The organism is Mesorhizobium sp. LNJC394B00, from assembly GCF_000502555.1.
GTDB lineage: Bacteria > Pseudomonadota > Alphaproteobacteria > Rhizobiales > Rhizobiaceae > Mesorhizobium.
The window spans coordinates 1-26,144 of record NZ_AYWH01000006.1 but is presented as its reverse complement, the minus strand read 5'-3'; the positions used below and the strand labels follow the sequence as shown (position 1 = coordinate 26,144).

Sequence of the window (26,144 nt, the reverse complement as noted above, 5' to 3'; positions counted from 1 at the left end):
AGCGCATGAAAACCCTTGGCCTCATCGGCGGCATGAGCTGGGAATCGACGGCGATCTATTATCGCCTGCTCAACGAGATCGTGCGCGAGCGGCTGAGCGGGCTGCATTCGGCAAAGCTGTTGCTCTATTCCTTCGACTTCGCCGAAATCGCCGACCGGCAGCATCATGGCGACTGGGACAGTGCGGGCGTGCTGCTGGCGGATGCGGCGCGCAAGCTGGAGGCGGGCGGCGCAGAGGGGCTTTTAATCTGCACCAACACCATGCACAAGCTCGCCGACCGGGTGCAGGCGGCGGTGTCGATCCCGCTTATCCACATTGCCGACGCCACGGCCGTCGCGGTCAAGGGCGCCGGCGTCAAGCGGCCGGCGCTGCTGGCGACCCGCTTCACCATGGAGCAGGATTTCTACAAGGGCCGGCTGAGGGAGAAATACGGGCTGCAGCCCGTGGTGCCGGACCAGGCCGGGCGCGACATGGTGCACCAGGTAATCTACGACGAGCTTTGCCGGGGCATCGTCAACGCGGCATCGAAGGCGGCCTATATCGACGAGGTCGCCCGTCTGCGGCGCGATGAGAAGATCGATGGCGTCATCATGGGCTGCACCGAGATCACCATGTTGATTGGCGAGCGCGATTTCGACATTCCGGTGTTCGACACCACGCGCATCCATGCTGAGGCGGCGGTCGCATTCATGCTGCCCTGAAGGGTCAAAACAAGGATCAGGGCTGGGCAGCCACGGCGACATTGCCGCTGCCGGCCACTTTCAGCTTCCATCGATCTGCTTCCGTGCCGGCCAGATTGAGGTGCCCGGTCAGGAAATAAAGGCGACCGGTGTCGGGGCCTTTGGCTGTGCAAAACCGGTCCTGCAGATAGGAGGGAGGCGTCGCCTGACAATACAGGTTGGCCACGATGCTGGCCGGACGCGTGCGCGGCCTAAACAGCCTTCCGCTCCTTCACGAATTGCGCGCCGAAACTGCCGCGCGCTTGACTTCTTTTTGCAGCGACATTCAATGCATCCGGCATTGCTGTGAGGGGATGAAAGCAAGATGGAATTCGCGTTTCCGTGGCCGACCAGCCAGGGCGAATGGCTGGCTTGGTCCAGCGCCGTCGTCACCTTGGCGCTCGGTCTGCTGTTTTTCCTCGCGCCAGGGCTGGCATTTCGGATTCTGCGGCTGCAGGTCCGGCCCGAAAGGGCAGCGGCAATCGCGGAAGGGCGCGGCCGCATGTCGGGCTTCTATCTCGGCGTCAGCCTGTGCTGCATTCTGTTGGCGCAGCCGTGGCTCTATATGGCACTCGGCTTTTCCTGGCTGTTCACCGCTTTTGGCCGTTTGCTGTCGATTATGTCGGACGGCGCCAACACGCCTTTCAACTGGGCGTCGATCGTCGTCGAACTCGTCCTGGCCGCGTTGCCGCTTGCCTTCGTCTTCGGCTTTCTGCCCTGAATCGGCAGCCAATCCAAAGGCTTCGGTTGAACTCTGCGGCCGGATGCGACAATAGTGCCCGAAAAGCATGCGGGACGACGCATTGCGGTCTTAAAATGCCTGTGCTAGACGGCAATCGACTTTCGGCCGGGGATAGCGGAAGCCGCGCCTCCGTGCTTGGAAAAACTTAGTAAGGTCAAAGATTTAGCCAGAGTTTTTGCTCGCGCCAACAATCTGCGGCCCCTCAGACAAGAGAAAAGACGGTCCGTGGCTCAATCGTCATCGCCAATCTCAGGTGTCGCAGAACGCTACGCGGGTTCGCTGTTCGAACTTGCGCTGCAATCGAATTCGGTGGCCAAGGTCGAGGCCGACCTCAACAGTTTCGCCAAGATGCTGGATGACAGCGCCGACCTGACGCGCCTCATCAACAGCCCGGTGTTCTCCAGCGAGGACCAGGCCAAGGCAATCGCGTCGATCGCCGACAAGGCCGGCATCACCGGCCTGACCGGCAATTTTCTGCGCGTCGTCGCCCGCAACCGCCGGCTCTTCGCGGTGCCCGGCATGATCAAGGCTTTTCGCCGGATCTCTGCCGAACAGCGCGGTGAGACATCAGCCGAGGTCACTTCGGCGCATGAACTGACGGCTGCCCAGCAGACCGAACTCAAGGTCGCGCTGAAAGGCGTCGCCGGCAAGGACGTGGCCATCACTGTTACCGTCGATCCGTCGCTGCTCGGCGGGCTGGTGGTCAAGATGGGCTCGCGCCAGATCGATACGTCGCTCAAAACCAAACTCAATTCGCTCAAGCTTGCACTGAAAGAGGTCGGCTGATGGACATCCGCGCCGCGGAAATTTCCGCAATTCTCAAAGACCAGATCAAGAATTTCGGCAAGGAGGCCGAGGTCTCCGAAGTCGGCCAGGTGCTGTCCGTGGGTGACGGTATCGCTCGCGTCTACGGCCTCGACAATGTCCAGGCCGGCGAAATGGTCGAGTTCCCCGGCGGCATCCGCGGCATGGCGCTCAACCTCGAAGCCGACAATGTCGGCGTCGTCATCTTTGGCGCCGACCGCGACATCAAGGAAGGCGACATCGTCAAGCGCACCGGCGCCATCGTCGATACGCCTGTCGGCATGGGCCTGCTCGGCCGCGTCGTCGACGCGCTCGGGAATCCGATCGACGGCAAGGGCCCGATCAAGGCGACCGAACGCAAGCGCGTGGACGTCAAGGCACCAGGCATCATCCCGCGCAAGTCGGTCAACGAGCCGATGTCGACCGGCCTCAAGGCCATCGATGCATTGATCCCGGTCGGTCGCGGCCAGCGCGAGCTGGTCATCGGCGATCGCCAGACCGGCAAAACCGCGATCATCCTCGACACGATGCTCAACCAGAAGGCCGTGCACGACAACGGACCGGAAAAGGAAAAGCTCTACTGCGTCTACGTCGCCATCGGGCAGAAGCGCTCGACGGTCGCGCAGTTCGTGAAGGTTCTCGAAGAGCGCGGCGCGCTTGAATATTCGATCATCGTCGCCGCCACCGCTTCCGATCCGGCGCCGATGCAGTTCCTGGCGCCGTTCACCGGTGCCACCATGGGCGAATATTTCCGCGACAACGGCATGCATGCGCTGATCAGCTATGACGATCTGTCGAAGCAGGCCGTCGCCTATCGCCAGATGTCGCTCTTGCTGCGCCGCCCGCCGGGTCGCGAAGCCTATCCGGGCGACGTGTTCTACCTGCATTCGCGCCTGCTCGAGCGCGCCGCCAAGCTCAACGACGATCTGGGTGGCGGTTCGCTGACCGCGCTGCCGATCATCGAGACGCAGGCCAACGACGTGTCGGCCTACATCCCGACCAACGTGATCTCGATCACCGACGGCCAGATCTTCCTCGAAACCAACCTGTTCTTCCAGGGCATCCGTCCGGCGGTCAACGTCGGCCTGTCGGTGTCGCGCGTCGGTTCGTCGGCGCAGATCAAGGCAATGAAGCAGGTCGCCGGCTCGATCAAGGGAGAGCTGGCGCAGTACCGCGAAATGGCTGCGTTCGCGCAGTTCGGCTCCGATCTCGACGCCGCCACGCAGCGCCTGCTCAACCGCGGCTCGCGCCTGACCGAACTGTTGAAGCAGCCGCAGTTCTCGCCGCTCAAGGTCGAGGAGCAGGTCACGGTGATCTTCGCCGGCGTCAACGGCTATCTCGACAAGCTGGCGCTGAACCAGGTCGGCAAGTTCGAGCATGGTCTGCTCAGCCATATGCGCTCGGCCGGCAAGGACGTGCTGGACGGCATCCGCAAGGAAAAGGCGCTGTCGGACGATCTGCGCGCCAAGCTGAAGGCCGAGATCGACGCCTTCGCCAAGACCTTCGCTTGAGAAGAAGCCGGACGCTCGGGATCAGGTTTGAAGCATGCCTTCATTAAAAGACCTTCGTAACCGTATCGCCTCGGTCAAGGCGACGCAGAAGATCACCAAGGCGATGCAGATGGTCGCCGCGGCGAAGCTGCGCCGCGCGCAGGAAGCGGCGGAAGCGGCGCGTCCCTATTCCGAGCGGATGGGTGCGGTGCTGGCCAATATCACGCAGGCGATCGGCGGCGGCGGCGATGCCCCGGCGCTGATGACCGGCACCGGCAAGGACGATGTGCATCTGCTCGTCGTCTGCACCGCCGAGCGCGGCCTGTGCGGCGGCTTCAACTCGCAGATCGCACGTCTGGCCCGCGACCATATCCGCCGGCTTCTGGCCGACGGCAAGCAGGTCAAGATCATCTGCGTCGGCAAGAAGGGTTTCGACATCCTGCGCCGAGACTATGCCTCGCTGATCATCGACCGCGTCGACCTGCGCGATGTCAAGAAGCTCGGCTTCGTCAATGCCGATGCGATCGCCCGTAAGATCATCCATCTGTTCGGCGAAGGCGGCTTCGATATCTGCACGCTGTTTTATTCGCAGTTCAAGTCGGTGATCAGCCAGATTCCGACCGCGCAGCAGATCATTCCTGCCGGCGTGGCTTCCGCTCCCGCCGAAGCGACCGCCGGTGGCAATGCCGTCTACGAATACGAGCCGGAGCCGGGCGAGATCCTCACCGACCTCATTCCGCGCAACATCTCGGTCCAGGTCTTCCGCGCGCTGCTCGAAAACGCAGCCGGCGAGATGGGCGCCAAAATGAGCGCCATGGACAATGCAACGCGCAACGCCGGCGACATGATCAACAAACTGTCGATCACCTATAACCGCCAGCGCCAGGCGCAGATCACCAAGGAACTGATCGAAATCATTTCGGGCGCCGAAGCGCTCTAGGCGCGACCGCCAGGAGGTCATCGACCTTCTGATGGAGCGTGAGAAACAAAGGACGAGAAGGGTAAAGACGATGGCGAAAGCAGCGACCCCCGCGAAGACGGCTCCCAAGGCGGCCGCAAAGGCTCCGGCAGCAGCGGCGAAGGCCGCTCCGGCCAAGAAGGCGGCCGCGCCCGCCAAGGCCGCGGCCCCGGCAGTGAAGACGACGAGCGTTGCCGTCAAGAAGACCGGCGCCATCGGCAAGGTTCGCCAGGTCATCGGCGCCGTCGTCGACGTGCAGTTCGGCGATCATCTGCCGGCCATTTTGAACGCCATCGAAACCTCCAATGTCGGCAACCGCCTGGTGCTCGAAGTTGCCCAGCATCTGGGCGAAAACACCGTGCGCTGTATCGCCATGGATTCCACCGAAGGCCTGGTTCGCGGCCAGGACGTCTATGACACCGGCGCGCCGATCACCGTTCCGGTCGGCCCGGGCATGCTCGGCCGCATCATCAACGTCATCGGCGAGCCGGTCGACGAAGAAGGCCCGGTCGACGGCATCGAGATGCGCGCCATCCACCAGCCGGCGCCTACCTATGTCGAACAGTCGACGGAAGCGCAGATCCTGATCACCGGCATCAAGGTGCTCGACCTTCTGGCGCCCTACGCCCGCGGAGGCAAGATCGGCCTGTTCGGCGGCGCCGGCGTCGGCAAGACGGTTCTGATCCAGGAGCTGATCAACAACGTCGCCAAGGCGCATGGCGGCTTCTCGGTCTTCGCCGGCGTCGGCGAGCGCACCCGCGAGGGCAACGATCTTTATCACGAGTTCATCGAGTCCGGCGTCAACAAGAAGGGCGGCGGCGAAGGCTCCAAGGCGGCACTGGTCTATGGCCAGATGAACGAACCGCCGGGCGCGCGTGCCCGCGTCGGCCTGACCGGCCTGACAGTCGCCGAATATTTCCGCGACCAGGGCCAGGACGTGCTGTTCTTCGTCGACAACATCTTCCGCTTCACTCAGGCTGGTTCAGAAGTGTCGGCGCTGCTCGGCCGTATTCCGTCGGCCGTGGGCTATCAGCCGACGCTGGCCACCGACATGGGTGCGCTGCAGGAACGCATCACCACGACGACCAAGGGTTCGATCACCTCGGTGCAGGCCATCTACGTGCCGGCCGACGATTTGACCGACCCGGCGCCGGCGACCTCGTTCGCTCACCTTGACGCGACGACCGTGCTCAACCGCGCGATCTCGGAAAAGGGCATCTACCCCGCCGTCGATCCGCTCGACTCGACCTCGCGCATGCTCGATCCGCTGGTCGTCGGCGAGGAGCACTATGCCGTCGCCCGCCAGGTGCAGTCGATCCTCCAGCGCTATAAGTCGCTGCAGGACATTATCGCCATCCTTGGCATGGATGAGCTGTCGGAAGAGGACAAGCAGACGGTGGCCCGCGCCCGCAAGATCGAGCGCTTCCTGTCGCAGCCGTTCTTCGTCGCCGAAGTGTTTACGGGTGCGCCGGGCAAGCTGGTCGACCTCGCCGACACGATCAAGGGCTTCAAGGGCCTCTGCAACGGCGACTACGATCACCTGCCGGAAGCCGCCTTCTACATGGTCGGCGGCATCGACGAAGCGGTCGAGAAGGCTCAGCGCCTGGCGGCAGAAGCAGCGTAATCAAGGCAATAGGGAGTAGTCAGTAGTCAGTAGTGAATAGCGGCCGGGTGATCAGGACAGCTGTCCTCTCCCTACTCCCTACTCACTATTCCCTACTCACTAAATTGACATGGCTGAAGCTTTCAAGTTCGAACTGGTCTCGCCGGAGCGCCTCCTGGTTTCCGAGCAGGTCGAGTCCGTCGTCATTCCAGGCGCCGAAGGTGAAATGACAGTCATGGCGCACCATGCGCCAGTCATGACCACGATCAAGCCGGGCGTCGTCACGCTGAAGACCGCCGGCGGCAAGGAAGAGCGCTATGTGGTGTTCGGCGGCTTTGCCGACATCGTCCCTGCCGGCTGCACGCTGCTCGCCGAATCGGCGGTCGCCGTCGGCGATATCGACCGCGCCGATCTCGCCCGCCGCATCCAGGAAGCCAAGGAAGACGCCGCCGACGCCAAGGACGACCAGAGCCGCAGCAAGGCGGAGCAGTTCCTTAGCCAGCTTACCACGCTCGAAGGCGCGCTGCTGCCGGCGTAAGCCGCAGAATGACTTGAAGAAAAGGCCGGGCTCAGCCCGGCTTTTTTGTTGCGGCCGCCATCCTGGATCGTCTCGCATAGGCGCAGGGCCTTGGCGGGATTTCAGGGCGGGCAGCCAGCATGATCAGATCGGGTGGCGGCATGCCGGCTGCCAGTCAGGGCGAGATGAGCTTGTATCAGGCGATGGCGCCGGCGGAACCGCGATTTGGCTGCGGCGGTACAGTCGGATCGGGGCTTGCCCCTGCTTTCTGGTTGTTCGACAGTCCGGCTGTCTATCGATTTGGGGTGGCCGATGACGGAACAGACAACGCAACCGGAAGCGGCCTCGCGATCCCGGTGGACGACGGCGCTGATCGCGGCCTTTGGCGGTCCGTTCGGCGGGTTCCTTTGGATCGGCGCCGGCCGGCCGGCGGTTGCCAGCCTGGTGGTGATCAGCGCCATAAGCATTGCGCTGACATATGTGGGATTCCCGGTTCTGCCGGGGGTCGATCTCGCCTGGCTGGTGGATCTCTCCAGTTTAGGTCTCATGGTCCTGTGGGTAGCGCTCGTCGTGCCTTTCGCGTCACGATACAGACCGAACCGGTGGTATTCACACGGCCTTTCGGTGCTGCTGTTGGCCGTGCTGACCTCCTACGGAGCCGCGTTAGCGATCCGCACATTCCTCTTCCAGCCGTTTTCGACCCCGGCAGGCAGCATGACACCAACGCTGGAACTCGGCGACTATTTCTTCGTCTCGAAGTTTGCCTATGGTTACAGCCGCTACAGTGTTCCTCTTGGGCTGCTGCCCTTCGAAGGCCGGATCTTTGCCGCCGAGCCGAAGCGCGGAGATATTGTGGTGTTCAAATTTCCAGCGGATCCGAGCATCGACTACGTCAAGCGGGTCGTTGGACTGCCGGGCGACAAAATCCAGATGGTCGACGGAATCCTTCGCATCAATGGTGTGGCGGTCAAACTCGAGGATGTTGGTCCGTACAGCTCCGAGGACTCTCCCCAAAGCGCCAGACTGCAACGTGAAACCCTCCCCAACGGCGTTTCCTATTCCGTCATCAGTCTTACGGACAATTCAATAACCGACAACACGCGGGTGTTCGACGTGCCCGAAGGCCACTATTTCGTGCTTGGCGACAACAGGGATAATTCCTCCGATAGCCGGCTCAGTGTCGGCTTCGTTCCTGCCGAAAACCTGGTCGGCAAGGCAGTGCGACTGTTCTGGAATTCGCAAGGCACGGAGTATTCGTCGCGGCAGAGGCTGGACGCTCCGGCGGGACAATAGGCTTGAAATGGGCGGTTCCGGACCAGCTTCAGCCTACGTTTGTCGGCTCCGGTATGCCGAGCGCTGAGAGCGCAAGCACGATCCCGCCTTGCAGGATATGCTCGCGATGAGCGGCGACCAGTTCGATCAGCGTCTGCCGCTCGGGCTTGCCGCTGGCGAAGCCGGCCCAGTCGAACACCGCCGCTACTCGTTCCAGCATCCGTCGTTCGTCGAGCGCCGCCAGCGCCGCGTCGAGCGGATCGGTAAAGTGGGCTTCCGGCAGGTCCTTGCCGCGCGCCTCGCAGGCGGCGATCCAGGCGGCGATCACCAGCGTCAGATGCTCCGGGACCAGGCCGGCCTGGATGCACTCGATGGCGGTAGCGACAATGCGCTGCGGCAATTTCTGGCTGCCGTCATTGGCGATCTGCGCGGTGCGGTGGGCCAGCGCGGTGTTGGAGAAACGTTCGGCAAGTTCGGCCGTATAGGCTGACGTGTCGAGCCCGGCATCCCCAGGCAATGTCGGGATGGCCTCGGCCCAGAGCCGGTCGACGAACGCGCGGATCGCGGGATCCGCGAAGGCGCGGTCGACGGTGACGTGGCCGCTGAGCAGGCCGATATAGGCGATGCCCGAATGGGCGCCGTTGAGCAGCCGAAGCTTCATGTCCTCGAACGGCCGGACATCCTCGACCATGGTGACGCCGAATTTCTCCCAGGCCGGGCGGCCGGCTGGAAACCTGTTTTCGATCACCCATTGCCGGAACGGTTCGGTCATCACCGGCCAGGCGTCCTCGAGGCCGAGTTCGACCGCGATGCGCGCCCGGTCGGCATCGGTGGTTGCCGGCACGATGCGGTCGACCATGCTCGATGGGAATGCAACGTCATCGGCTATATGACCGGCGAGGGCAGCGTCGCCTGAAGCAGCAGCGCCGGCATCGCGCAGTTTTGCAAACCCGACCAGCAGCCGGTGCAGCGTGGCGCCATTGGCCGGCAGGTTGTCGCAGCAAAGCACGGTGAAGGGCGGCGTGCCGGCGGCCCGGCGTCGCACCAGCGCTTCCGCCAGGAATCCATGCGCTGTCCTGGGAGATCCGGGATTGCCCAGATCGTGGACGATATCGGGATGGTTTTCGTCGAGGCTGCCGTCGGCGGCCCTGAGATAGGCCTTTTCGGTGATGGTCAGGGTGACGATGCGGGTGCGCGGGTCGGTCAGCGCGGCCAGCACCGCGCCGGGGTCTTCCGGCGCGACCAGCATCGACTGGATCGAGCCGATAATGTGCAGCGCTTCGCCATCGCTGCCGCGCACCGCCAGCGTGTAGAGCCCGTCCTGTGGCGTCAGCGCATCGCGCGTGTCGGGGCTGCGCAGCGAGACGCCGACAATGCCCCAGCCGGTCTCGCCGGCCGCTAGGCAGTCATCGACATAGGCGGCCTGATGGGCACGGTGGAAGGCTCCAACGCCGAGATGGACGATGCCTGGGGCGACACTGGCGCGATCATAGGGGGGGACCGCGACCGAGGCCGGCAAGGATTGCACTGTTGCGTTGGAAAGGCGTCTGCTGGTCATGGCTTGGCTTGTTGGGCGCGGCTTGTCGCTGGATGGTGTGCGGGGCGGGATCTGCTAGCGGCGTAACATCCGCTCTTCCGCCGCACAATGACCTGACGCCGGTTAAAAGTCATCATACAACAATCCAGTTTTTGTATGTTGACATTATTTCTTTCCAATCCTACCGATATCGCCCCTGGGAGGAACGACGTGGCGGGACTGACCGATCCGGATCTGCTTTTTGCCGCCGAAGGGCGCGCGCTGTCGATCGCGCGCGATCTCCATGCCGGCATCAAGGACCTGCCGATCATCAGCCCGCACGGCCACACCGATCCGCGTTGGTATGCGCTCAACGAGCCATTCCCCGATCCCGCGCAATTGCTGGTGGTGCCCGACCACTACATTTTCCGTATGCTGTTCAGCCAGGGCGTGCGGCTGGAAGATCTCGGCGTCCCGACCCTCGACGGCTCGCCGGTCGAGACCGATCCCAGGGCGATCTGGCGGCGCTTCGCCGAGCACTATTACCTCTTCCGCGGCACGCCGACGCGGTTGTGGCTCGACCATGTGCTCGAGCATCTGTTCGGCATCGAAGAGCCGCTCAACGCCAGCACCGCTAGCCGCCATTACGACACCATCGCGGCGCTTTTGCAGCGCGACGATTATCGCCCACGCGCGCTGTTCGAGCGCTTCAACATCGAGGTCATCGCGACGACCGAGGGCGCACTCGACGATCTCCAATGGCACAAGACGATCCGCGACAGCGGCTGGCAGGGCCGCGTCATCACTGCCTACAGGCCGGATGCCGTCGTCGATCCCGACTTCGAAGGATTTTCGGCCAATCTCGATCGTCTGGGCGAGATCGCCGGCTGCGACACCGGCACATGGGCCGGCTATCTCGACGCGCATCGCCAGCGCCGCGCCTTCTTCAAAAGCTTCGGCGCAACCTCGTCGGACCACGGCCATCCGACGGCCGAGACCGCCAATCTTTCCGATGCGGCGGCGGAAGAGCTGTTCAACCGCATCCGCCGCGGCTCGGACGACGAGCGCGAGCGCAAGCTGTTTCGCGCCCAGATGCTGACCGAAATGGCCAAGATGAGCCGCGACGACGGGCTGGTCATGCAGATCCATCCCGGCTCCTGGCGCAACCACTCGCCTGGTGTTTTCCAAAAATTCGGCCGCGACAAAGGCTTCGATATTCCGACCCGCACCGACTATGCCGCGGCGCTCAAACCCTTGCTCGACTGCGTCGGGCTGGAGCGCGACCTCTCCATCATCCTGTTCACGCTCGACGAGACCAGCTACGCGCGCGAACTGGCGCCGCTGGCCGGCGTCTATCCGGCGTTGAAGCTCGGGCCGGCCTGGTGGTTCCACGACAGTCCGGAAGGCATGCGCCGGTTCCGCGAGATGACCACCGAGACCGCCGGCTTCTACAACACCGTCGGCTTCAACGATGACACCCGTGCCTTTCCGTCGATTCCCGCCCGTCACGATGTGGCGCGCCGGGTTGACTGCGCCTTTCTCGCCCGTCTCGTCGCCGAGCACCGGCTGCGTGAGGACGAGGCGCATGAGCTGGCGCGGGAGCTTGCCTACACGCTTGCCAAGAAGGCGTACCGGCTGTGAGCCGGGCGCGTGGAATTTTAAAAGGGAGGAAGACAGTCATGTTGCATTTTTCAAAACTGATGGCAGCCACATTCGCCTTCGGCTCGCTGATGATCGGCGTTGCCGGCGCCCAGACCGTACTGCGCTCGGCCGACACCCATCCGGACGGGTATCCGACCGTCGAGGCGGTCAAATATCTCGGCGAGCTCATCAAGGAGCGCACCGCCGGCCGCTATTCGGTCGAGGTCTATCATTCGGCGCAGCTCGGCGAGGAAAAAGACACGATCGAGCAGACGCAGACCGGTGTCATCGATCTGAACCGCGTCTCGATGGGTCCGTTCAACGGCATCGTGCCGGAAACCGCGGTGCCGTCGCTGCCCTACATGTTCCGTTCGGTCGAGCACATGCGCCATGTCATGGACGGGCCGATCGGCGACGAGATCCTCAAGGCCTTCGAGACGCATGATCTGGTCGGCCTTGCCTTCTACGATTCCGGCGCCCGTTCCTTCTACAACACCAAGAAGGACATCACCTCGATCGCCGATCTGAAAGGCATGAAGTTCCGCGTCATCCAGTCCGACGTGTTCGTCGACATGGTCAACGCGCTTGGCGCAAACGCCACGCCGATGGCCTATGGCGAGGTCTATTCGGCGCTCGAAACCGGCGTCATCGACGGCGCCGAGAACAACTGGCCCAGCTTCGAATCCGCCAAGCACTACGAAGTCGCCAAGCACTATACCGTCGACCAGCACCAGATCGTGCCGGAAGTGCTGGTGATGTCGAAATCGAGCTGGGACAGACTGACGCCGGAAGACCAGGCGATCGTCAAGCAGGCGGCCAAGGATAGCGTCGTCAAGATGCGCGAATTGTGGGACGCGCAGGAGAAGAAGTCGCGAGAGATCGTCGAGAAGGCCGGCGTCAAGGTCAGCGAGATCGACAAGCAGCCGCTGATCGATGCGATGAAGCCGGTCTACGACAAGTATCTGAAGACGCCGGAGCTCAAGGACCTCGCGACGCGCATCCAGGCGACCAAGTGATTTTCTGGCGGGGCGGCATGGCGCCGCCCCGCCAATCGCTTTTAGGGGACGGAAAGACCGGGAGGATCGGATGACTGCGGGAACGGCCAGGAGCGGAGCGCCACCGCGCTTCAGCGCGGTGCTTTCGAAGATTTGCGACGGTGCGCTCTATCTCGCGGGCATCGGGATGGTCGCCATGACCGCGCTTGTTGCCTACCAGGTGTTTTCCCGCTTCGTGCTCAACGCGTCACCGAGCTGGACCGAAGTCACCGCCATCATGCTGATGAACTGGTTCATCTTCCTGGGCGCTGCCGTCGGCGTGCGCGAGAATTACCATATGGGCTTCGACGTGCTGCTCTATATCCTGCCCAAGGGCAGCAAATGGGCGCTGCGCACCCTGTCCGACCTGATCGCGTTCGGCTTCGGCTTCGGCATGGTCTGGTACGGCTGCAAGCTGGTCGGGCTGACCTGGCACACTGTCATCCCGGCGCTCGAACTTCCCGGCGGTTTCGACTATCTGCCGCTGGTTGCCGGCGGCTTTCTGATCTGCCTGTTCTCGGCCGAACGCATCGCGCTGCGCTGGTCCGGCGCCGACATCGACAAGGATATCAATCTCGAAGAAGTGCCGGAAATGCCGGCCGTGCAGGAGGCCTAGATGGAACTCTGGATCCTGTTTGGCGTCTTCACGCTTTTGATGTTTGCCGGCACGCCGATCGCCTTTTGCCTGGGTGCGGCGTCCTTCGCCACCGTGCTTTATCTCGGCCTGCCGCCCCTGGTGGTGTTCCAGCAATTGAAGTCGGGCATGTCGGCGTTCTCGCTGATGGCGATCCCGTTCTTCATCTTTGCCGGCGACCTGATGGTGCGCGGCGGCATCGCGCAGCGCATCGTTTCCTTTGCCGGCTCGCTGGTCGGTCATGTCCGCGGTGGGCTCGGTCAGGTCAACATCATCGCCGCGACGTTGTTCGGCGGCATTTCCGGCTCGGCGGTGGCGGAAGCCGCTGCCGTCGGCGGGCTGATGATCCCGCAGATGAAAGCGCGCGGCTACGGAGCCGACTATGCCGTCAACGTCACCTCGATGGCGGCGCTGATCGCGCTGCTTCTGCCGCCGTCGCAGAACATGATCATCTATTCGATCGCCGGCGGCGGCAAGATTTCGATCGCCGACCTGTTCACCGCCGGTATCCTGCCGGGTCTGCTGTTCGCCGCTTCGCTGATGGTCACCGCCTATTTCGTCGCCCGCAGCCGCGGCTACCCGGTCGAGGCTTTTCCCGGCTTCTCGCGTGTCGGCCAGCTGGCGGTCATCGCCATCCCCGGACTTCTGCTCATCGGGATCATCTTCGGCGGCGTTCGCTCGGGCATTTTCACGGCGACGGAAAGCTCCTGCATCGCCATCATCTACGCTTTGCTGGTCACCGTCTTCGTCTACCGGTCGATGGCCTGGGGCGATTTCGTCCATGCCACAAAGGGCGCGGTGCGCACGACCTCAATGGTGCTGCTGATCATCGGCACGGCGGCCTCGTTCAGCTGGCTGATGGCCTATCTCAAAGTGCCGGTGTTGCTGATCGCAGGCATGAACGCCATCTCCACCGATCCGCTGGTGGTGCTGCTTCTGCTCAACGTCTTGATGCTGCTGCTCGGCACCTTCATGGACATGGGGCCGATGATCATCATCTGCACGCCGATCTTCCTGCCGCTGGTCACCCATTACGGCGTCGACCCCGTGCATTTCGGCGTCATCACCATCCTCAATCTCGGCATTGGCCTCAACACGCCACCGGTCGGCACGGTGCAGTTCGTCGCCTGTGCCGTCGGCAAGATTACGGTCTGGGAAGCGATGCGCTCGATCTGGCCGTTCTATGGCGCGGGCATCGTGGTTCTGGGGCTGGTGACCTATATTCCGGCGATTTCGCTCTGGTTGCCGAGCGTGTTCAAATAGGCGTCTTCAAACAGGGGTGCGATATGGCATCGGATAGCGCTGTTGATCTCAGGGTCGAGAGAAAACCCAAACTGTCGGAGACCGTCGTTGCGGCGATCCGCAAGCAGTTGCAGGCGGGCGAGATCCTGCCCGGCCACAAATTGCCGACCGAGGGCCAGCTGACCGAGACCTTCGGCGTCAGCCGCACCGTCATCCGCGAAGCGCTGGCCAAGCTCGCCGCCGACGGGCTGGTCGAGGCGCGCCAGGGCGCAGGCGTGTTCGTCACCGAGCACATCTCAACGATGTTCGGCGCGCTCGCCGCCGACATGGGCAGCAAGGATTCCATCGCGCTCAATGTGCTCGAAGTGCGCCTGGCCGTCGAAATCGAATCGGCCGGGCTCGCCGCCATTCGCCGCAACGCCGCGCAGGAAGCAGCGATCCAGGAAGCGTTCTTCGAATTCGAACGGCTGCTTCTCAACAGCGAGCCGACCGGTCCGGCCGATCTCGCCTTCCACCGGGCAATCGCCAGCGCCACCAACAACCCGTTCTATGTCGAGATGCTCGATGTGCTCGGACGCCGCGCCATTCCCTGCGACGTGACCTCGCCCTGGTCGACGGAACTTGTGCAATCCGACAGCTATCAGCGCGGGCTGCAGCGCGAGCATCTGGTGATCCTGAATGCGATCACCTCGGGCGACGCCGAAGCTGCGCGCGAGGCGATGCGCGCTCATCTCACCGCCAGCCAAGAGCGCTACCGCGAGCGGCTGCACGCCCGCCAGGTCTACTACGCCGACTCGGTCAAGGCGTCGGCAACCAAATAGCCATTCATTCAGCTGGAGCAGCAATGACTCAAAGTCACCCGCATACCGATTTCACCTCGCGTTTCGCCATCGACCCGGTCGCCGCGGCTTCCATGGGCACCGACGAACTGCGGCACAACTTCCATATTGACGACCTGTTCCAGCCGGGACGCGTCAGCCTGACCTATGCCCATTATGACCGCATGATCGTCGGCGGCGCCGTGCCGGAAGGGACAGCGCTGCCGCTGGAAGCGATCAAGCCGACGGGGACCAAGAATTTTCTCGACCGCCGCGAACTGATCATCGTCAATATCGGCGGCGCCGGCTCGGTGACGGCAAATGGCGAGACCCACCAGTTGCAGGCGCGCGACATGCTCTATCTCGGCATGGGCAGCACCGACGTTTCGTTCGCATCGGCCGATGAGGGCGCACTGGCCAAATTCTATCTGCTCAGCGCGCCTGCGCATCACACCCATCCCAACCGGCTGATCCGCATTGGCGATGCCAAGCGCCTCAATCTCGGCAGCAAGGAAACCTGCAACGAACGCTCCATCTTCCAGTTCATCCATGCCGATGGCGTCAAGACCTGCCAACTGGTGGTCGGTATGACGCAGCTGGCACCGGGCTCGGTGTGGAACACCATGCCTTGCCATGTGCATGACCGGCGCATGGAGGCCTATCTCTATTTCGATCTGCCGGAGACGGCGCGCGTCTTCCATTTCATGGGCGAGCCGGACGAAACGCGGCATCTGGTGATGGCCAACGAGGAGGCGGTGCTGTCGCCGGGCTGGTCGATCCATTCGGGGGCCGGCACCTCGAACTATGCCTTCATCTGGGCGATGGCCGGCGACAATGTCGACTACACCGATGTCGACCCGGTGCCGCTGGGTGAATTGCGTTGAGCGGCCCTTCCTCCTTCAGCCTGGCCGGCAAGCGTATCCTGGTCACCGGCGCGAACACCGGCATCGGCCAGGGCATCGCCGGCTCGATCGCGCGCGCCGGCGGCACCGTCATCGGTGTCGGCCGCTCGGCGATGGACGACACGGAAAGACAAGTCGCGGAAGCCGGTGGCCAGTTCGAGGCGGTGCGGTGCGATCTGGCCGACCATGCGGCCGCCAAGGCGATGCTCGACCAGGTCTGGGAAAAGACCGGCCCGATCGACGGGCTGGTCAACAATGCCGGCATCATCCGCCGCGCCGATGCGGCCGATTTCTCCGAGGCCGACTGGGACGACGTCATCGACGTCAATCTGAAGACGCTGTTCTTTCTCAGCCAGGGTTTTGCCAGGCGCGTGCTGACCGACCCGAGGCGGCGCGGCAAGATCGTCAACATCGCCTCGGTGCTGAGTTTCCAGGGCGGCATCCGCGTCGCCTCCTACACCGCGTCGAAACATGGCGCGCTCGGCATAACCCGGCTGCTGGCCTGCGAATGGGCGGCAAAAGGCATCAACGTCAACGCGATTGCGCCCGGCTATATCGAAACCAACAACACCGAGGGGTTGCGCGCCGATCCCGACCGCAGTGCTGCCATCCTGGCGCGCATTCCGGCGGGACGTTGGGGCGGGCCGGAAGACATAGGCGATGCCGCCGTGTTCCTGCTGGCGCCAGCGTCCGACTATATGCATGGCGCGGTGGTTCCCGTGGACGGCGGCTGGCTGGCGCGATGAGGAGATGGTCATGATTGAAGCCAAGATTTTCGCACAGCCCGGCGAGAGCGCCTGGACGCCGACGCCGGACGGCAACAGACGCCGCGTTCTCGTCTCCACCGATGAGCTGATGATGGTCGAGTTCGGCTTCGACAAGGGCGGCGTCGGCGCACTGCATTCGCACCCGCATGTCCAGGCCAGCTATGTCGCCGAAGGTCGCTTCGAGGTGACCATCGACGGCCGCACCGCGACCATCGAGACCGGCGGCAGCTTCATCGTGCCGTCCAATCTGGTGCACGGCGTCAAGGCGCTGGAGGCCGGGCGCCTGGTCGACAGCTTTACCCCGCACCGCGCCGATTTCCTGGCCTGAACCTTTTTCGGCAATTCCAGAAACAGGAAACCCGCGCCTCCTGGGGAGGCGCGGGCTGTTGCCTGTGCGCTCGTGGCGCAGCGGTACTCGAAACATCGCCGCAGGGTTGGACGGTGCCGCAACATGGTGAAGATAGGTTTAACGATGCCAATCAGGTCGATCGCCGGTGGGGTGTTGCTGCTGCTTGTTGTGGTCACGCAGGGGCTGCGCTAATCGTTCTGTCCACGCCGCTGCTTCGGGCGGCCGATCGCAAAAACATCAGTGATGCAGATATCGACGACAAGCGTGCCGACGCACGATCCCAAACGGCGCGTCCTCAAGGACGTGTTCGGCTTCGACGATTTCCGTCCCGGACAGGCCGCGGTGATGGAGGCGCTGCTTGGCGGCCGCCATGTGCTGGCCGTCATGCCAACGGGTGCCGGCAAATCGCTGTGCTACCAGGTTCCGGCGCTGGTCAAGGGTGGGCTGACCATTGTCGTTTCGCCGCTAGTGGCGCTGATGCAGGATCAGGTCGCGGCACTGCGCCTCGCCGGCGTCGCCGCCGATACGATCAATTCCTCGATCGACCGTGATGCCAATGTCGCGGCATGGCGCCGCGTCGCGTCGGGCCAGACGCGGCTGCTCTACCTCGCGCCGGAACGGCTGATGACCGAGCGGATGCTGGATGCGCTTGCCAGGCTCGATGTCAGCCTGATCGCCATCGACGAGGCGCATTGCATTTCGCAGTGGGGGCCGGCGTTCCGGCGCGAATATGAAGACCTGTCGCAGCTGCGTGGCATCTTTCCCGACGTACCGATCATTGCGGTGACGGCGACGGCGGACGAGACGACGCGCGCTGACATCGAGACGCGGCTGTTTGGCGGGCGTGTCGAAACGCAGGTGCTTGGCTTCGACCGGCCCAACATCAAGCTTGCCATCGAGCCCAAGCAGGACAGCAAGCGGCAGTTGCTCAATTTCATCGGGCGCCATCAGGGACGCAGCGGCATCGTCTATTGCCTCTCGCGCAAGAAGACCGAAGAGATGGCGGCGTTTCTCGAAAAGAACGGCGTGACCGCGCTCGCCTATCACGCCGGGATGAGCAAGGAGGCGCGCGATGCGAATCAAAACGCCTTCATGACGCTGTCGGGCGTCGTCATGGTGGCGACCATCGCCTTCGGCATGGGGATCGACAAGCCTGATGTCGCGTATGTCTTCCACACCGACCTGCCGGGCAGCCTCGAAGCCTATTACCAGGAAATCGGCCGCGCCGGTCGCGACGGCCGGGCGGCGGAGGCGCATATGCTTTACGGCCTTGGCGACATCCGCATGCGCCGCATGTTCATCGACGACGAGGACGCCGCTGTCGAACACAAGCGCCGCTCGCATGGCCGGCTCGATACGCTGATCGGCTATTGTGAGACGGCCGAGTGCCGCCGCCAGGTGCTGCTCGGTTATTTCGGTGAAGAGGCGGTCCCTTGCGGCAATTGCGACAATTGCCTGGAACAGGCGCCGCGCGCCGACGGCACCGCCGGGGCGCGCCTCATCCTGGCGGCGGTGGCGCAGAGTGGCGAGCGCTTCGGCGCCGGCCATGTCATCGACATCCTGATCGGCCACGAGACTGAAAAGATCGCGGCAAGGGGGCATCACAGGCTGGCAGCCTTCGGCAATGGCGCCGCGCACAAGAAGGACTTTTGGCAATCTATGATTCGCCAGCTGGTCGCGAACGGTTTCCTGATGCCGGACCCGGCCGGCCATGGCGGGTTGGCCATCGCGGACAAGGGCCACGCACTGGGCCGGGGCGAGGTGCCGTTCCAGTATCGGGTCGAGATGCGCACGCGCGCCGCGCGCCGCGCGGCTCGCGCCGGGCAGAGCCCCCAGAGCGAAAATGTCGATGCGTCGCTGCTCGCGACGCTGAAGACGCTGCGGCTGCGGCTGGCCAAGGAACGCCAGGTGCCGGCCTATGTGGTGTTTTCGGATCGTACACTGATCGACATGGCCGAGCGTCGTCCGCAAGACCTCGACGATTTCGCCGAAGTGAATGGCGTCGGTGCGGCCAAGCTCAAGGAGTTCGGCAAGGTTTTTCTGAGCGCCATTGCCGCGCACCTTTCCGAGACGCCAGGCTGAAAGGGTTTTGCTGGACCAAAGCCCGATCCGGCATCAGTACGCCTTCAACTTGCCCGCCCGCTTATCCTTTCATTTTGGCGCTACCCTGCCGTAGGGGAATGGCCTTCTAAATTGTATGGAACCGTGACGACAACACACATTCCTGAATCTATGCGGTCGATTCTTCGGATGTAGCCGTGACTATGGAAACCCGCTGTTGCGCGCGGATGGCGGTTTTCTCGGCCTTGGAGACGCTACCTCGGCAGCCGCTATCCGCTGACCCGAATGGTATGATTCAGACCATCTTTGTTGTTGAAAACCCGCTTTCGACGGGAGTATAAAACTCGAGGTTACCATTGCTTTTCGTATAGAGGCTGTGGTGGAAACGTGGGTCCAATCCGCAAAGCATTGCCTTGCGTGGAAGTGGTCGAAGCCGGCGGCGGATGGTCCGTTCCTGTGGCCAAGGAAGACCAGGAAATTACCCGATCATTCGTGATTGAACCGTTTGCGCTGTCCTATGCTGAGGGCCAGCGGATACGCCTGCATCTCGACAAGTTCGTTCGTCTGTAGAGAGGCTAGGCCCGATGAAAGACCGGTGGGAACCTGACCACCAGTTCATTGAAAGCGCCCGCCGTAGCCAGCTCCGAGCGGAGAGCCAACTGGACTCCCTGCAATCGACCATCGCCGAAACGCGACGCGTCCTAGAGGCTTCACGGAAGCTCTTGGAAAAGATTGCCGAGCGGGAACACCATACCCAGCCATAGGGAATGGCCGGTGCAGGTTGGGCATGCTTGTGGGGCTTCACCGCACCGGCCACTGCGGGAAGATATGAGGCCCCCCGCGCCGCCTAAGATATAGGCATATTAGCAATCGCGCAATTAACCCTATTGCGCTACCCAGCCGTAGAGGCAAGGAAATCGGAGAAGTTGGTGCCGGTTAACCGCCAGCACGCGAGCAAGTCATTCTGAAAGCATGAAAAACGCGATTTTGCTCGTGCCAATTGAGCGTCTGAAATCTAGTTCCTCCTGCCGATTATCCCTAAGTTAACTGGAATACTTATATCCCCGAAGGGTTGCGAATCAGTCGATTGTCAAGCGCATGCCATGGAGCAAGCAAGGGATCGATTTGAGCAGAAGGGCCGCAGCGGTCGAAGCGCGCTGGGAAATCCGAGCGGCTTCGGCAATTGTCCGCTCTGGCTCGCCCGCTACAACTCGACTCGCGCAGTGTGGACGGAATCACCGGCCATGTGGACGAGAACAATCTGGCGATGTCGTTCACCGAGTTTCGTTCGCGCTACAGCCTCTAAGGGCAAGGTGATCAAGGCGCTCGGATCGCCACCTCAGGCGGCTTCGCGTTCGGCCTGCGCAGTCAGGTCCGGCTCCCGGCGGCTGTACTGCCGCGGCGAACAGCCCATGACGCGCTTGAATGCCGTGCTGAAGGCGCTTTCGGATTCGTAGCCGAGCGCCAGCGCGATGACGGAAACCGGATCGCCGGAATGCATCAGCCTGTCGCCGGCCAGCATCATGCGCCAGCGCGTCAGGTAATCCAGGGGTGAGGCCCCGACCGTCTGCTTGAATCTGAGCGCAAAAGTCGATCGCGACATGCCGGCGCGCTCCGCCAGTTGCTGCAATGTCCAGCCATGCGCCGGGTCCTCGTGCATGGCGCCGATCGCCGCGCCGATCTGCCTGTCGGTCAGCGCGAACAGCCAGCCGACATTGCCTTGCGCGGTCATATGCAGGCGCAAGGCCTCGATCAGGATCATGTGGGCGAGGTGCTCGACGATGAGAAAGCCGCCGGGACGCCGCTGGCGCAATTCCTGCATCATCCGCTCCACCGGCCAGCGAAGCGCCGAATGGTCGCTCTCGCCGCGGATGTGGACGATGGGCGGCAGCATCCGCAAGAGGATGCCGGCATGGTCGCCGGACAGCGTGAAGCGACTGCTGACCAGGAGGAAATCGCCGCCGCCATTATGGACGGTGATGCCGCCGGTCCGCGCCGGTGAAAAGATCGTTCGCGCATCGACCGTCGGCAGGCCGAGATCGCTGGCAAGGCGGAAAGGCCGGCCGCGCGGCAACAGGAAGCAGTCGCCCACGTCCAGCCGCACCGCGTCAGGGACGCCCTCGACCGACAGCCAGCATCGGCCGGACACCACGGCGCCGCATTTGATGGCGGCCTGCTGGTCAGGAAACTGGATCGCCCAGTCGCCACCGGTTTCCAGCCCAGCCGACAGGTAATTGCGCGGCTTCAGTAGCGACAGCACGTCTGACAGCGGATCCATGAGCGTTCTCGGACGATTGCGAAGATATCTCGGATTTTACAGTATAGATCGTATGATCTCAAACTTCTATCTCCTTCGCAACGGGCTGCCTGTACGGCCTCGACAAAAACCAAGGAGAAATCATCATGCGTGTGTTCGTTACCGGGGCTACCGGTTTTGTCGGTTCGGCTGTTGTGCGGGAATTGCTCGGGGCGGGCCATCAGGTGCTTGGCCTCGCGCGGTCGGAAGCAGGTGCGGAGTCGATCGTGGCCGCGGGTGCCGAGGCGCATCGCGGCGATATCGAGGATTTCGACAGCCTGCGCAGCGGCGCTGCCCAATCGGATGGCGTCATCCACACGGCCTTCAACCACGACTTTTCGAGATTCGCCGCCAGTTGCGCAGTTGACCAGCGCGCCATCGAAACGCTCGGCGCGGCGCTCGAGGGTTCCGAGCGGCCGCTGCTTGTCACCTCCGGCCTCGCCGGTTTTGCGCAGGGAAGGCCGGCAACCGAAGACGACAAACCCGCGCCTCCATCGGCCGCCATGCCGCGCGCTTCGGAAGCAACGGCCGTGGCGCTCGCAGCGCGCGGGGTGCGCGCATCGACGGTGCGGCTGGCGCCGACCGTCCATGGCGAGGGCGATCACGGTTTCGTGCCGATGCTGATTGCCATTGCGCGTGAAAAGGGCGTCTCGGCCTATGTCGGCGACGGCGCAAATTGCTGGGCGGCGGTGCACCGGTTCGACGCCGCCACCCTGTACAGGCTGGCGGTGGAGAAGGGGACGGGCGGCGTCAGCTATCATGCGGTTGCCGAACAGGGCGTGGCGAGCAAAGAGATCGCCGAGATCATCGGCCGCCGGCTCGGCCTGCCGGTCGTTTCCATAGGCCCCGAGGACGCGGCTGCGCATTTCGGCTTTCTCGGGCATTTCATCGGCAGGGACTTGTCGGCGTCAAGTGAGCAGACCCGCACTGCGCTGGGATGGCAGCCGACCGGGCCGGGGCTCATCGCCGATCTCGATCGTGCCCGCTATTTCGAGGCCTGATCAGGCCGGCCAGTCGCGTTGCATTGCACGACCGACAGCCTGGCGATCAGCGGCAGTGCCAGCAACACGGCCAGACGCAGCCCGCCGAGCGGGCAGCACCGTCGTGCTGCTGGAACCGCCGCCACATCTGTATGGCGGCAAGCAGAACGAACACGGCGTAGGCCGCCCGCAGCCCGGACGACCTGCTCGCCCGTCGCCGGAAAGCCGGCGAAGGCATGGCCTCGTCATGGCAGACCTACCTTGTTACGGGGATGCGCGCGCGATTCCCGCGCCTAGTTAGAGATCGCCCTTCCTCACCTTGCCGTAAACGATATTCCGGTTCGAGCCATAGTAGACTTTCGCGTCGAAAGGACTCCCGCCGAGCGCGGCATTGATGATGTCCCACATATCGTCGGCCGAACGTAGGATGAGCGGCCAATCCATGAAAGTCTCCATGTAACCATCCGTCGTTATCTCGTCGCTGAAATTGGCAAACAGGAATTCGCCACCGGGCTTGACGAGTTCCATGGCTCTTTGAAGCAGGCGGACGCCGATGGCACGGGGCAGGTAATCGTAAAGCCCCGATGCGTAGACGAGATCGAATGTGCCAAGGGCGTAGGCGCGGCGCAGGATGCCGCGTACGGAACCCTGGACTGCCTCGACTGCCGTGCCGGCAAAGTCGTGGTTCACCGTGGCTACGCTGACGGGGTCCTGATCCAGGCCGATCCAACGTTGCAGTTTATGCCTGGCCAACGCGTCGGAGCGTTCGGCTTCCCTGAGGTGGCCGCATGCAATCGCCAGCACCTCAGCCTTTTCCACACTGCTGGCTGTCTCGTCCACGGTCCTGGCCAGAATATCCCGCCGCTCGCGCCCCGCCACCGAACTGGCAGCTTCACTGGTGTACGCATAGATTTGCCGACCAAGTAAGGTCGACGAGGCCACGATCTCGTCGGCGATCGGATGCTTGTAGTAAATATCCAGCAGGCCTGCATCGCCCGAATACCCGCGCGGTTTTTCGACCGACCACCGCGTGAACGGGTCCTGGAGCAAATATTCCGCAACCCGATGCTGCTGAGCCAAAGGAACGAGTTTCTGCCAAACCGCGGGAGCAACCTGCCGGCGGAGCTTGTGGAGTCGCCCCGCCAAACGATGGACAATGGGGGCGGCCGGTTTGTGTCGCGCAAAGGCTTGATGAGCAAGGTCCAGTATCAGGGCGAGCTGGGCCGTGCTGTCCCTCAACTCGTCGGAGTCAGCTGCCTCTTCGGAGGTCGCAACATGTTTCTTCATCAGCCTGGTGGTGACCAGGCTGTATTGGTCGAGCTGCAGTTTTGGCTTGATAGGCATGCCGTTTACTCTCCGGTTTACCGCCCCGGTCCCCGGCCAGCAGCATAGGTGCGCCGCCAACCAATGCTAACAATTTTAATAAAATTTAAGTAAAACTTTAATCAACGGAACGGCCATCAATCCTGCAAACTGGCTAAATCCGAACCGCCCGTTTACCCTCGGTTAGCGACATCTGACTTTTCTTGCGGACAGGGACGTCTTCATTCCCCAACCGCAGGCGACGTCGGCTGTTGCATTCGCTACTGCAGATCGCGGAGGAGCGTTGCGATGCAACTGAGCGAGGACGTTGCCCAGAAGGTGGCGGCAGCGATTGGACGTCCGCGGTGGCATTCCGCCGATCCGGAACTCGTGACACTGTTCCTGCAGAAGGATGCCGATGAGAATCGCAGCCTTGTGCGATGGGGTATTGCGGCTGCTGTATTCAGCTATGTGGCCTATGGCCTTTTCGATTGGTTTCTCTTTCCGGATGTCGCCGGCCGGCTTGTTTTGACGCGCGTTACGCTAGGGATCACTTCCCTGGCGCTTGTCGAATTTGTCGCCCGACGGGGCTTTGCCCTTGCCACCTTGCACCTTGTAGCAGCGCTGGCGATTGTCTCCGGTGCCCTTGGGTGGCTCGTCTCCGCTGTTGGAACAGAGCATCAGGATGCCCTCTCCCATTTCATGGTTTTTGGCACAGTGTTCATCCTGGGTGCGAATCTGTTCTTCAACTTCCGTTTTTGGCTTTCAGCCCTTGCCTCCGCGACGGTCGCCGCAAGCTTTGTGTACGCCGCGATGTTCTCCCTTCAGGCCGACATCGCCGGCCGCATCGTGCTGTCGGCCTATTTCGTGAACTGCCTCGTCTTGTCGCTTTATCTTTCGTGGCGGCTGAGCCTGGAGCGGTACCAGACTTTCCTGCACGCGCTTCGGGCGCAGTTCCAGGAGCAGGCTGCTATCAAGAAGGGGCAAAAGCTAACCGAAATCGCCGACACCGATCCGCTCACGGGAATGAAGAACCGCAGGGCGATCATTCGAGAATTCTCGGAGCTGCGCGAAGACTGGGCCGCGGACGACGACGAGATAGGGCTCATTCTGATCGACGTCGACTACTTCAAAAGGTTCAATGACGGACTTGGTCATCAGGCCGGCGACGATTGCCTGATCAAACTCGCCCATGTCCTCTCCGAGATGGCGGCTGCCAACAACGCCATCGCGGCCCGCTATGGCGGAGAAGAATTCGTCATTCTCTGCAAGGTCACCGGGCGGGCTCACCTTCATGAGATAACGAAGAAATTCTGTCGCGCTGTAGAGGATTTGGATATCTATCACCCTGACCGGGGCGACAAGCTCAACATCGTCACGATCAGTGCCGGAGCGTCGTTGACGCGCGCCGATCAGAGCATAGAGCTTAGAATCCTGCTGCAGGAAGCTGACCGCGCACTCTACGCGTCCAAGTTTGCCGGTCGGGCTACGTTCACGATTTACGACCCACACGCCACCAGCCAGGATCGCTCGGGCGAAAATCTTTCAGAACTGCTGAAGGTGGCAGTTTCCAACCAGCTCGTTTCTGTCGCCTACCAGCCAATTCGCGAGCTGGCGTCGGGACGCGTGCTGGGCCACGAGAGTCTGATGCGGGTATGCGACTTCGACGGCACCATGATCAGTCCGTCCGTATTCATACCCGTTGCCGAGCAGACCGGAGCGATCGTGGAACTGGGTACGTGGCTGATCGATCGAGCCTGCGGTGACATGACGGAATACGGATTGGGCTCGGTCGTGACGGTGAACGTCTCCGTTCTTCAGCTCAAGGCTCCCAACTTTTCGCTCCGGATCACCGAAATCCTTGGCAGGCACGGCCTTGCGCCCCAGAAACTGGCCATCGAAATCACCGAAGGCAGTGACATCTTTCTGGAGGCGCAAGCGGTAAGAAACGTGGAGCGGTTGCGAAAACTCGGCGTTCAGATCTGGCTGGACGACTTCGGAACGGGATTTGCCGGCCTGACATGGCTGCGCCGTTTCAAGTTCGACGTGGTCAAGATCGATCGCAGCTTCCTCCACGACTGCCAGACGTCTCGTGGCTTGAGCCTTTTGCGGGACATGGTCGGACTGCTTCGCAATCTCGGCCATGTCGTGCTCGCCGAGGGCGTCGAAACGGAGGAGCAGTACATATTGCTGCAGCGCCTGGGGGTAAATTTGATGCAGGGCTTCCTCACCGGGCATCCAGTCCCGATCGAAGAGGTAAACCAGATCAGGCAAGGCCTTGTTGCCTAGTGGTGGCCCCTTCGCTGAAGCTTCGGAGGGCATCCTGCTTCGTTCCGGTCCCCCTACGCTACTTCGTAGCTTCGGGCGACACTCCTACGCCCAGATGCGGTTCCGGGTGGCCTGCCACCCGAAGCCCGCAGGGCTGCCCTTCCCGAGAGATGGGTGACAGTTCATTCCGGAGACATGGGTTACACTTTCGGCCCTTTGCAAGGAGAGC

The 26,144-nt window shown here is 62.7% G+C and carries 24 protein-coding genes; 20 read left to right on the top strand and 4 right to left on the bottom strand.

Features of this window, described 5'->3' with window-relative positions; all coding sequences use genetic code 11:
• Positions 1–5 precede the first annotated feature (5 nt).
• Positions 6–701, top strand: a complete 696-nt coding sequence (locus X751_RS144525; RefSeq protein WP_023700225.1) for an aspartate/glutamate racemase family protein — start codon at positions 6–8, stop codon at positions 699–701.
• Between the two features lie 16 nt (positions 702–717).
• Here the strand turns inward: X751_RS144525 and X751_RS144530 are convergent, their stop codons facing one another.
• Positions 718–906: a hypothetical protein gene (locus X751_RS144530; RefSeq protein ID WP_023693181.1), complete on the bottom strand. Its 189-nt coding sequence runs from the start codon at positions 904–906 to the stop codon at positions 718–720.
• Positions 907–1,044: 138 nt separating this feature from the next.
• Between X751_RS144530 and X751_RS144535 the strand changes: the two genes are divergently transcribed.
• From X751_RS144535 to lepB, 7 genes are all read left to right on the top strand, one after another.
• Positions 1,045–1,440 (top strand): DUF4345 family protein, encoded by a 396-nt coding sequence (locus X751_RS144535; RefSeq protein WP_023745337.1) that lies wholly within the window; start codon positions 1,045–1,047, stop codon positions 1,438–1,440.
• A 246-nt stretch (positions 1,441–1,686) separates the two neighbouring features.
• Entirely contained in the window at positions 1,687–2,247 is a 561-nt protein-coding gene (locus tag X751_RS144540) for a F0F1 ATP synthase subunit delta (protein ID WP_023742211.1), read from the top strand.
• Complete coding sequence (gene atpA / locus X751_RS144545; RefSeq protein WP_023684101.1) at positions 2,247–3,776, top strand: F0F1 ATP synthase subunit alpha; 1,530 nt, start codon at positions 2,247–2,249, stop codon at positions 3,774–3,776. The genes X751_RS144540 and atpA overlap by 1 nt, the downstream gene beginning before the upstream one ends.
• Positions 3,777–3,810: 34 nt before the next feature.
• Entirely contained in the window at positions 3,811–4,695 is an 885-nt protein-coding gene (locus tag X751_RS144550) for a F0F1 ATP synthase subunit gamma (RefSeq protein WP_023668672.1), read from the top strand.
• A 70-nt stretch (positions 4,696–4,765) separates the two neighbouring features.
• A complete protein-coding gene (gene atpD / locus X751_RS144555; RefSeq protein WP_023698224.1) occupies positions 4,766–6,337 on the top strand; it encodes a F0F1 ATP synthase subunit beta in 1,572 nt (523 codons plus the stop codon).
• 109 nt (positions 6,338–6,446) lie between these two features.
• Positions 6,447–6,854: a F0F1 ATP synthase subunit epsilon gene (locus tag X751_RS144560; RefSeq protein WP_023668674.1), complete on the top strand. Its 408-nt coding sequence runs from the start codon at positions 6,447–6,449 to the stop codon at positions 6,852–6,854.
• 525 nt (positions 6,855–7,379) lie between these two features.
• Entirely contained in the window at positions 7,380–8,126 is a 747-nt protein-coding gene (lepB, locus tag X751_RS09740) for a signal peptidase I (protein WP_032892998.1), read from the top strand.
• 28 nt (positions 8,127–8,154) lie between these two features.
• Here lepB and X751_RS144565 read toward each other — a convergent pair whose 3' ends face one another.
• Positions 8,155–9,663 (bottom strand): mannitol dehydrogenase family protein, encoded by a 1,509-nt coding sequence (locus X751_RS144565; RefSeq protein ID WP_023688888.1) that lies wholly within the window; start codon positions 9,661–9,663, stop codon positions 8,155–8,157.
• Between the two features lie 189 nt (positions 9,664–9,852).
• Between X751_RS144565 and uxaC the strand changes: the two genes are divergently transcribed.
• From uxaC to X751_RS144615, 10 genes are all read left to right on the top strand, one after another.
• A complete protein-coding gene (gene uxaC, locus X751_RS144570) occupies positions 9,853–11,262 on the top strand; it encodes a glucuronate isomerase (RefSeq protein ID WP_023698223.1) in 1,410 nt (469 codons plus the stop codon).
• Between the two features lie 38 nt (positions 11,263–11,300).
• A complete protein-coding gene (locus X751_RS144575; RefSeq protein ID WP_023684104.1) occupies positions 11,301–12,278 on the top strand; it encodes a TRAP transporter substrate-binding protein in 978 nt (325 codons plus the stop codon).
• Between the two features lie 166 nt (positions 12,279–12,444).
• A complete protein-coding gene (locus X751_RS144580; RefSeq protein WP_245260093.1) occupies positions 12,445–12,912 on the top strand; it encodes a TRAP transporter small permease in 468 nt (155 codons plus the stop codon).
• Positions 12,913–14,193 carry a TRAP transporter large permease gene (locus X751_RS144585; protein ID WP_023684106.1) on the top strand — a complete coding sequence of 427 codons (1,281 nt, stop codon included), beginning with the start codon at positions 12,913–12,915 and terminating at the stop codon, positions 14,191–14,193.
• Between the two features lie 23 nt (positions 14,194–14,216).
• The gene (locus X751_RS144590) at positions 14,217–14,993 is read left to right on the top strand and encodes a FadR/GntR family transcriptional regulator (protein ID WP_023700229.1); all 777 of its coding nucleotides are present in this window, start codon (positions 14,217–14,219) and stop codon (positions 14,991–14,993) included.
• Positions 14,994–15,016: 23 nt separating this feature from the next.
• The gene (kduI, locus tag X751_RS144595; protein WP_023745336.1) at positions 15,017–15,874 is read left to right on the top strand and encodes a 5-dehydro-4-deoxy-D-glucuronate isomerase; all 858 of its coding nucleotides are present in this window, start codon (positions 15,017–15,019) and stop codon (positions 15,872–15,874) included.
• Positions 15,871–16,638 carry a 2-dehydro-3-deoxy-D-gluconate 5-dehydrogenase KduD gene (kduD, locus tag X751_RS144600; protein WP_023745335.1) on the top strand — a complete coding sequence of 256 codons (768 nt, stop codon included), beginning with the start codon at positions 15,871–15,873 and terminating at the stop codon, positions 16,636–16,638. Before kduI ends, kduD begins: the two co-directional genes overlap by 4 nt.
• Before the next feature lie 10 nt (positions 16,639–16,648).
• Positions 16,649–16,987 carry a cupin domain-containing protein gene (locus X751_RS144605; RefSeq protein WP_023684110.1) on the top strand — a complete coding sequence of 113 codons (339 nt, stop codon included), beginning with the start codon at positions 16,649–16,651 and terminating at the stop codon, positions 16,985–16,987.
• 264 nt (positions 16,988–17,251) lie between these two features.
• Complete coding sequence (gene recQ, locus X751_RS144610) at positions 17,252–19,090, top strand: DNA helicase RecQ (protein ID WP_023745334.1); 1,839 nt, start codon at positions 17,252–17,254, stop codon at positions 19,088–19,090.
• A gap of 396 nt (positions 19,091–19,486) precedes the next feature.
• Positions 19,487–19,639 (top strand): hypothetical protein, encoded by a 153-nt coding sequence (locus X751_RS144615; RefSeq protein WP_023668683.1) that lies wholly within the window; start codon positions 19,487–19,489, stop codon positions 19,637–19,639.
• A 769-nt stretch (positions 19,640–20,408) separates the two neighbouring features.
• Here X751_RS144615 and X751_RS144625 read toward each other — a convergent pair.
• Positions 20,409–21,347 (bottom strand): AraC family transcriptional regulator, encoded by a 939-nt coding sequence (locus X751_RS144625; RefSeq protein ID WP_023693170.1) that lies wholly within the window; start codon positions 21,345–21,347, stop codon positions 20,409–20,411.
• A 125-nt stretch (positions 21,348–21,472) separates the two neighbouring features.
• On the opposite strand from X751_RS144625, the gene X751_RS144630 reads away from it, so the two are divergent.
• A complete protein-coding gene (locus tag X751_RS144630) occupies positions 21,473–22,366 on the top strand; it encodes an SDR family oxidoreductase (RefSeq protein WP_023745333.1) in 894 nt (297 codons plus the stop codon).
• Positions 22,367–22,642: 276 nt separating this feature from the next.
• Here the strand turns inward: X751_RS144630 and X751_RS144635 are convergent, their stop codons facing one another.
• The gene (locus X751_RS144635) at positions 22,643–23,689 is read right to left on the bottom strand and encodes a class I SAM-dependent methyltransferase (protein ID WP_023745332.1); all 1,047 of its coding nucleotides are present in this window, start codon (positions 23,687–23,689) and stop codon (positions 22,643–22,645) included.
• Between the two features lie 267 nt (positions 23,690–23,956).
• Between X751_RS144635 and X751_RS144640 the strand changes: the two genes are divergently transcribed.
• The gene (locus X751_RS144640; protein WP_023745331.1) at positions 23,957–25,936 is read left to right on the top strand and encodes an EAL domain-containing protein; all 1,980 of its coding nucleotides are present in this window, start codon (positions 23,957–23,959) and stop codon (positions 25,934–25,936) included.
• The last annotated feature ends 208 nt before the right edge of the window (positions 25,937–26,144 follow it).

Bases quoted from the DNA above. Each gene is read 5' to 3' on its own strand.
- recQ (WP_023745334.1), top strand. From the start codon at position 17,252: ATGCAGATATCGACGACAAGCGTGCCGACGCACGATCCCAAACGGCGC.
- X751_RS144550 (WP_023668672.1), top strand. From the start codon at position 3,811: ATGCCTTCATTAAAAGACCTTCGTAACCGTATCGCCTCGGTCAAGGCG.
- X751_RS144625 (WP_023693170.1), bottom strand. From the start codon at position 21,347: ATGGATCCGCTGTCAGACGTGCTGTCGCTACTGAAGCCGCGCAATTAC.
- X751_RS144560 (WP_023668674.1), top strand. From the start codon at position 6,447: ATGGCTGAAGCTTTCAAGTTCGAACTGGTCTCGCCGGAGCGCCTCCTG.
- X751_RS144585 (WP_023684106.1), top strand. From the start codon at position 12,913: ATGGAACTCTGGATCCTGTTTGGCGTCTTCACGCTTTTGATGTTTGCC.
- lepB (WP_032892998.1), top strand. From the start codon at position 7,380: ATGGTCCTGTGGGTAGCGCTCGTCGTGCCTTTCGCGTCACGATACAGA.
- kduI (WP_023745336.1), top strand. From the start codon at position 15,017: ATGACTCAAAGTCACCCGCATACCGATTTCACCTCGCGTTTCGCCATC.
- X751_RS144525 (WP_023700225.1), top strand. From the start codon at position 6: ATGAAAACCCTTGGCCTCATCGGCGGCATGAGCTGGGAATCGACGGCG.
- X751_RS144565 (WP_023688888.1), bottom strand. From the start codon at position 9,663: ATGACCAGCAGACGCCTTTCCAACGCAACAGTGCAATCCTTGCCGGCC.
- X751_RS144590 (WP_023700229.1), top strand. From the start codon at position 14,217: ATGGCATCGGATAGCGCTGTTGATCTCAGGGTCGAGAGAAAACCCAAA.
- X751_RS144535 (WP_023745337.1), top strand. From the start codon at position 1,045: ATGGAATTCGCGTTTCCGTGGCCGACCAGCCAGGGCGAATGGCTGGCT.
- X751_RS144640 (WP_023745331.1), top strand. From the start codon at position 23,957: ATGCAACTGAGCGAGGACGTTGCCCAGAAGGTGGCGGCAGCGATTGGA.
- X751_RS144605 (WP_023684110.1), top strand. From the start codon at position 16,649: ATGATTGAAGCCAAGATTTTCGCACAGCCCGGCGAGAGCGCCTGGACG.
- X751_RS144575 (WP_023684104.1), top strand. From the start codon at position 11,301: ATGTTGCATTTTTCAAAACTGATGGCAGCCACATTCGCCTTCGGCTCG.
- X751_RS144580 (WP_245260093.1), top strand. From the start codon at position 12,445: ATGGTCGCCATGACCGCGCTTGTTGCCTACCAGGTGTTTTCCCGCTTC.
- X751_RS144635 (WP_023745332.1), bottom strand. From the start codon at position 23,689: ATGCCTATCAAGCCAAAACTGCAGCTCGACCAATACAGCCTGGTCACC.
- atpA (WP_023684101.1), top strand. From the start codon at position 2,247: ATGGACATCCGCGCCGCGGAAATTTCCGCAATTCTCAAAGACCAGATC.
- atpD (WP_023698224.1), top strand. From the start codon at position 4,766: ATGGCGAAAGCAGCGACCCCCGCGAAGACGGCTCCCAAGGCGGCCGCA.
- X751_RS144630 (WP_023745333.1), top strand. From the start codon at position 21,473: ATGCGTGTGTTCGTTACCGGGGCTACCGGTTTTGTCGGTTCGGCTGTT.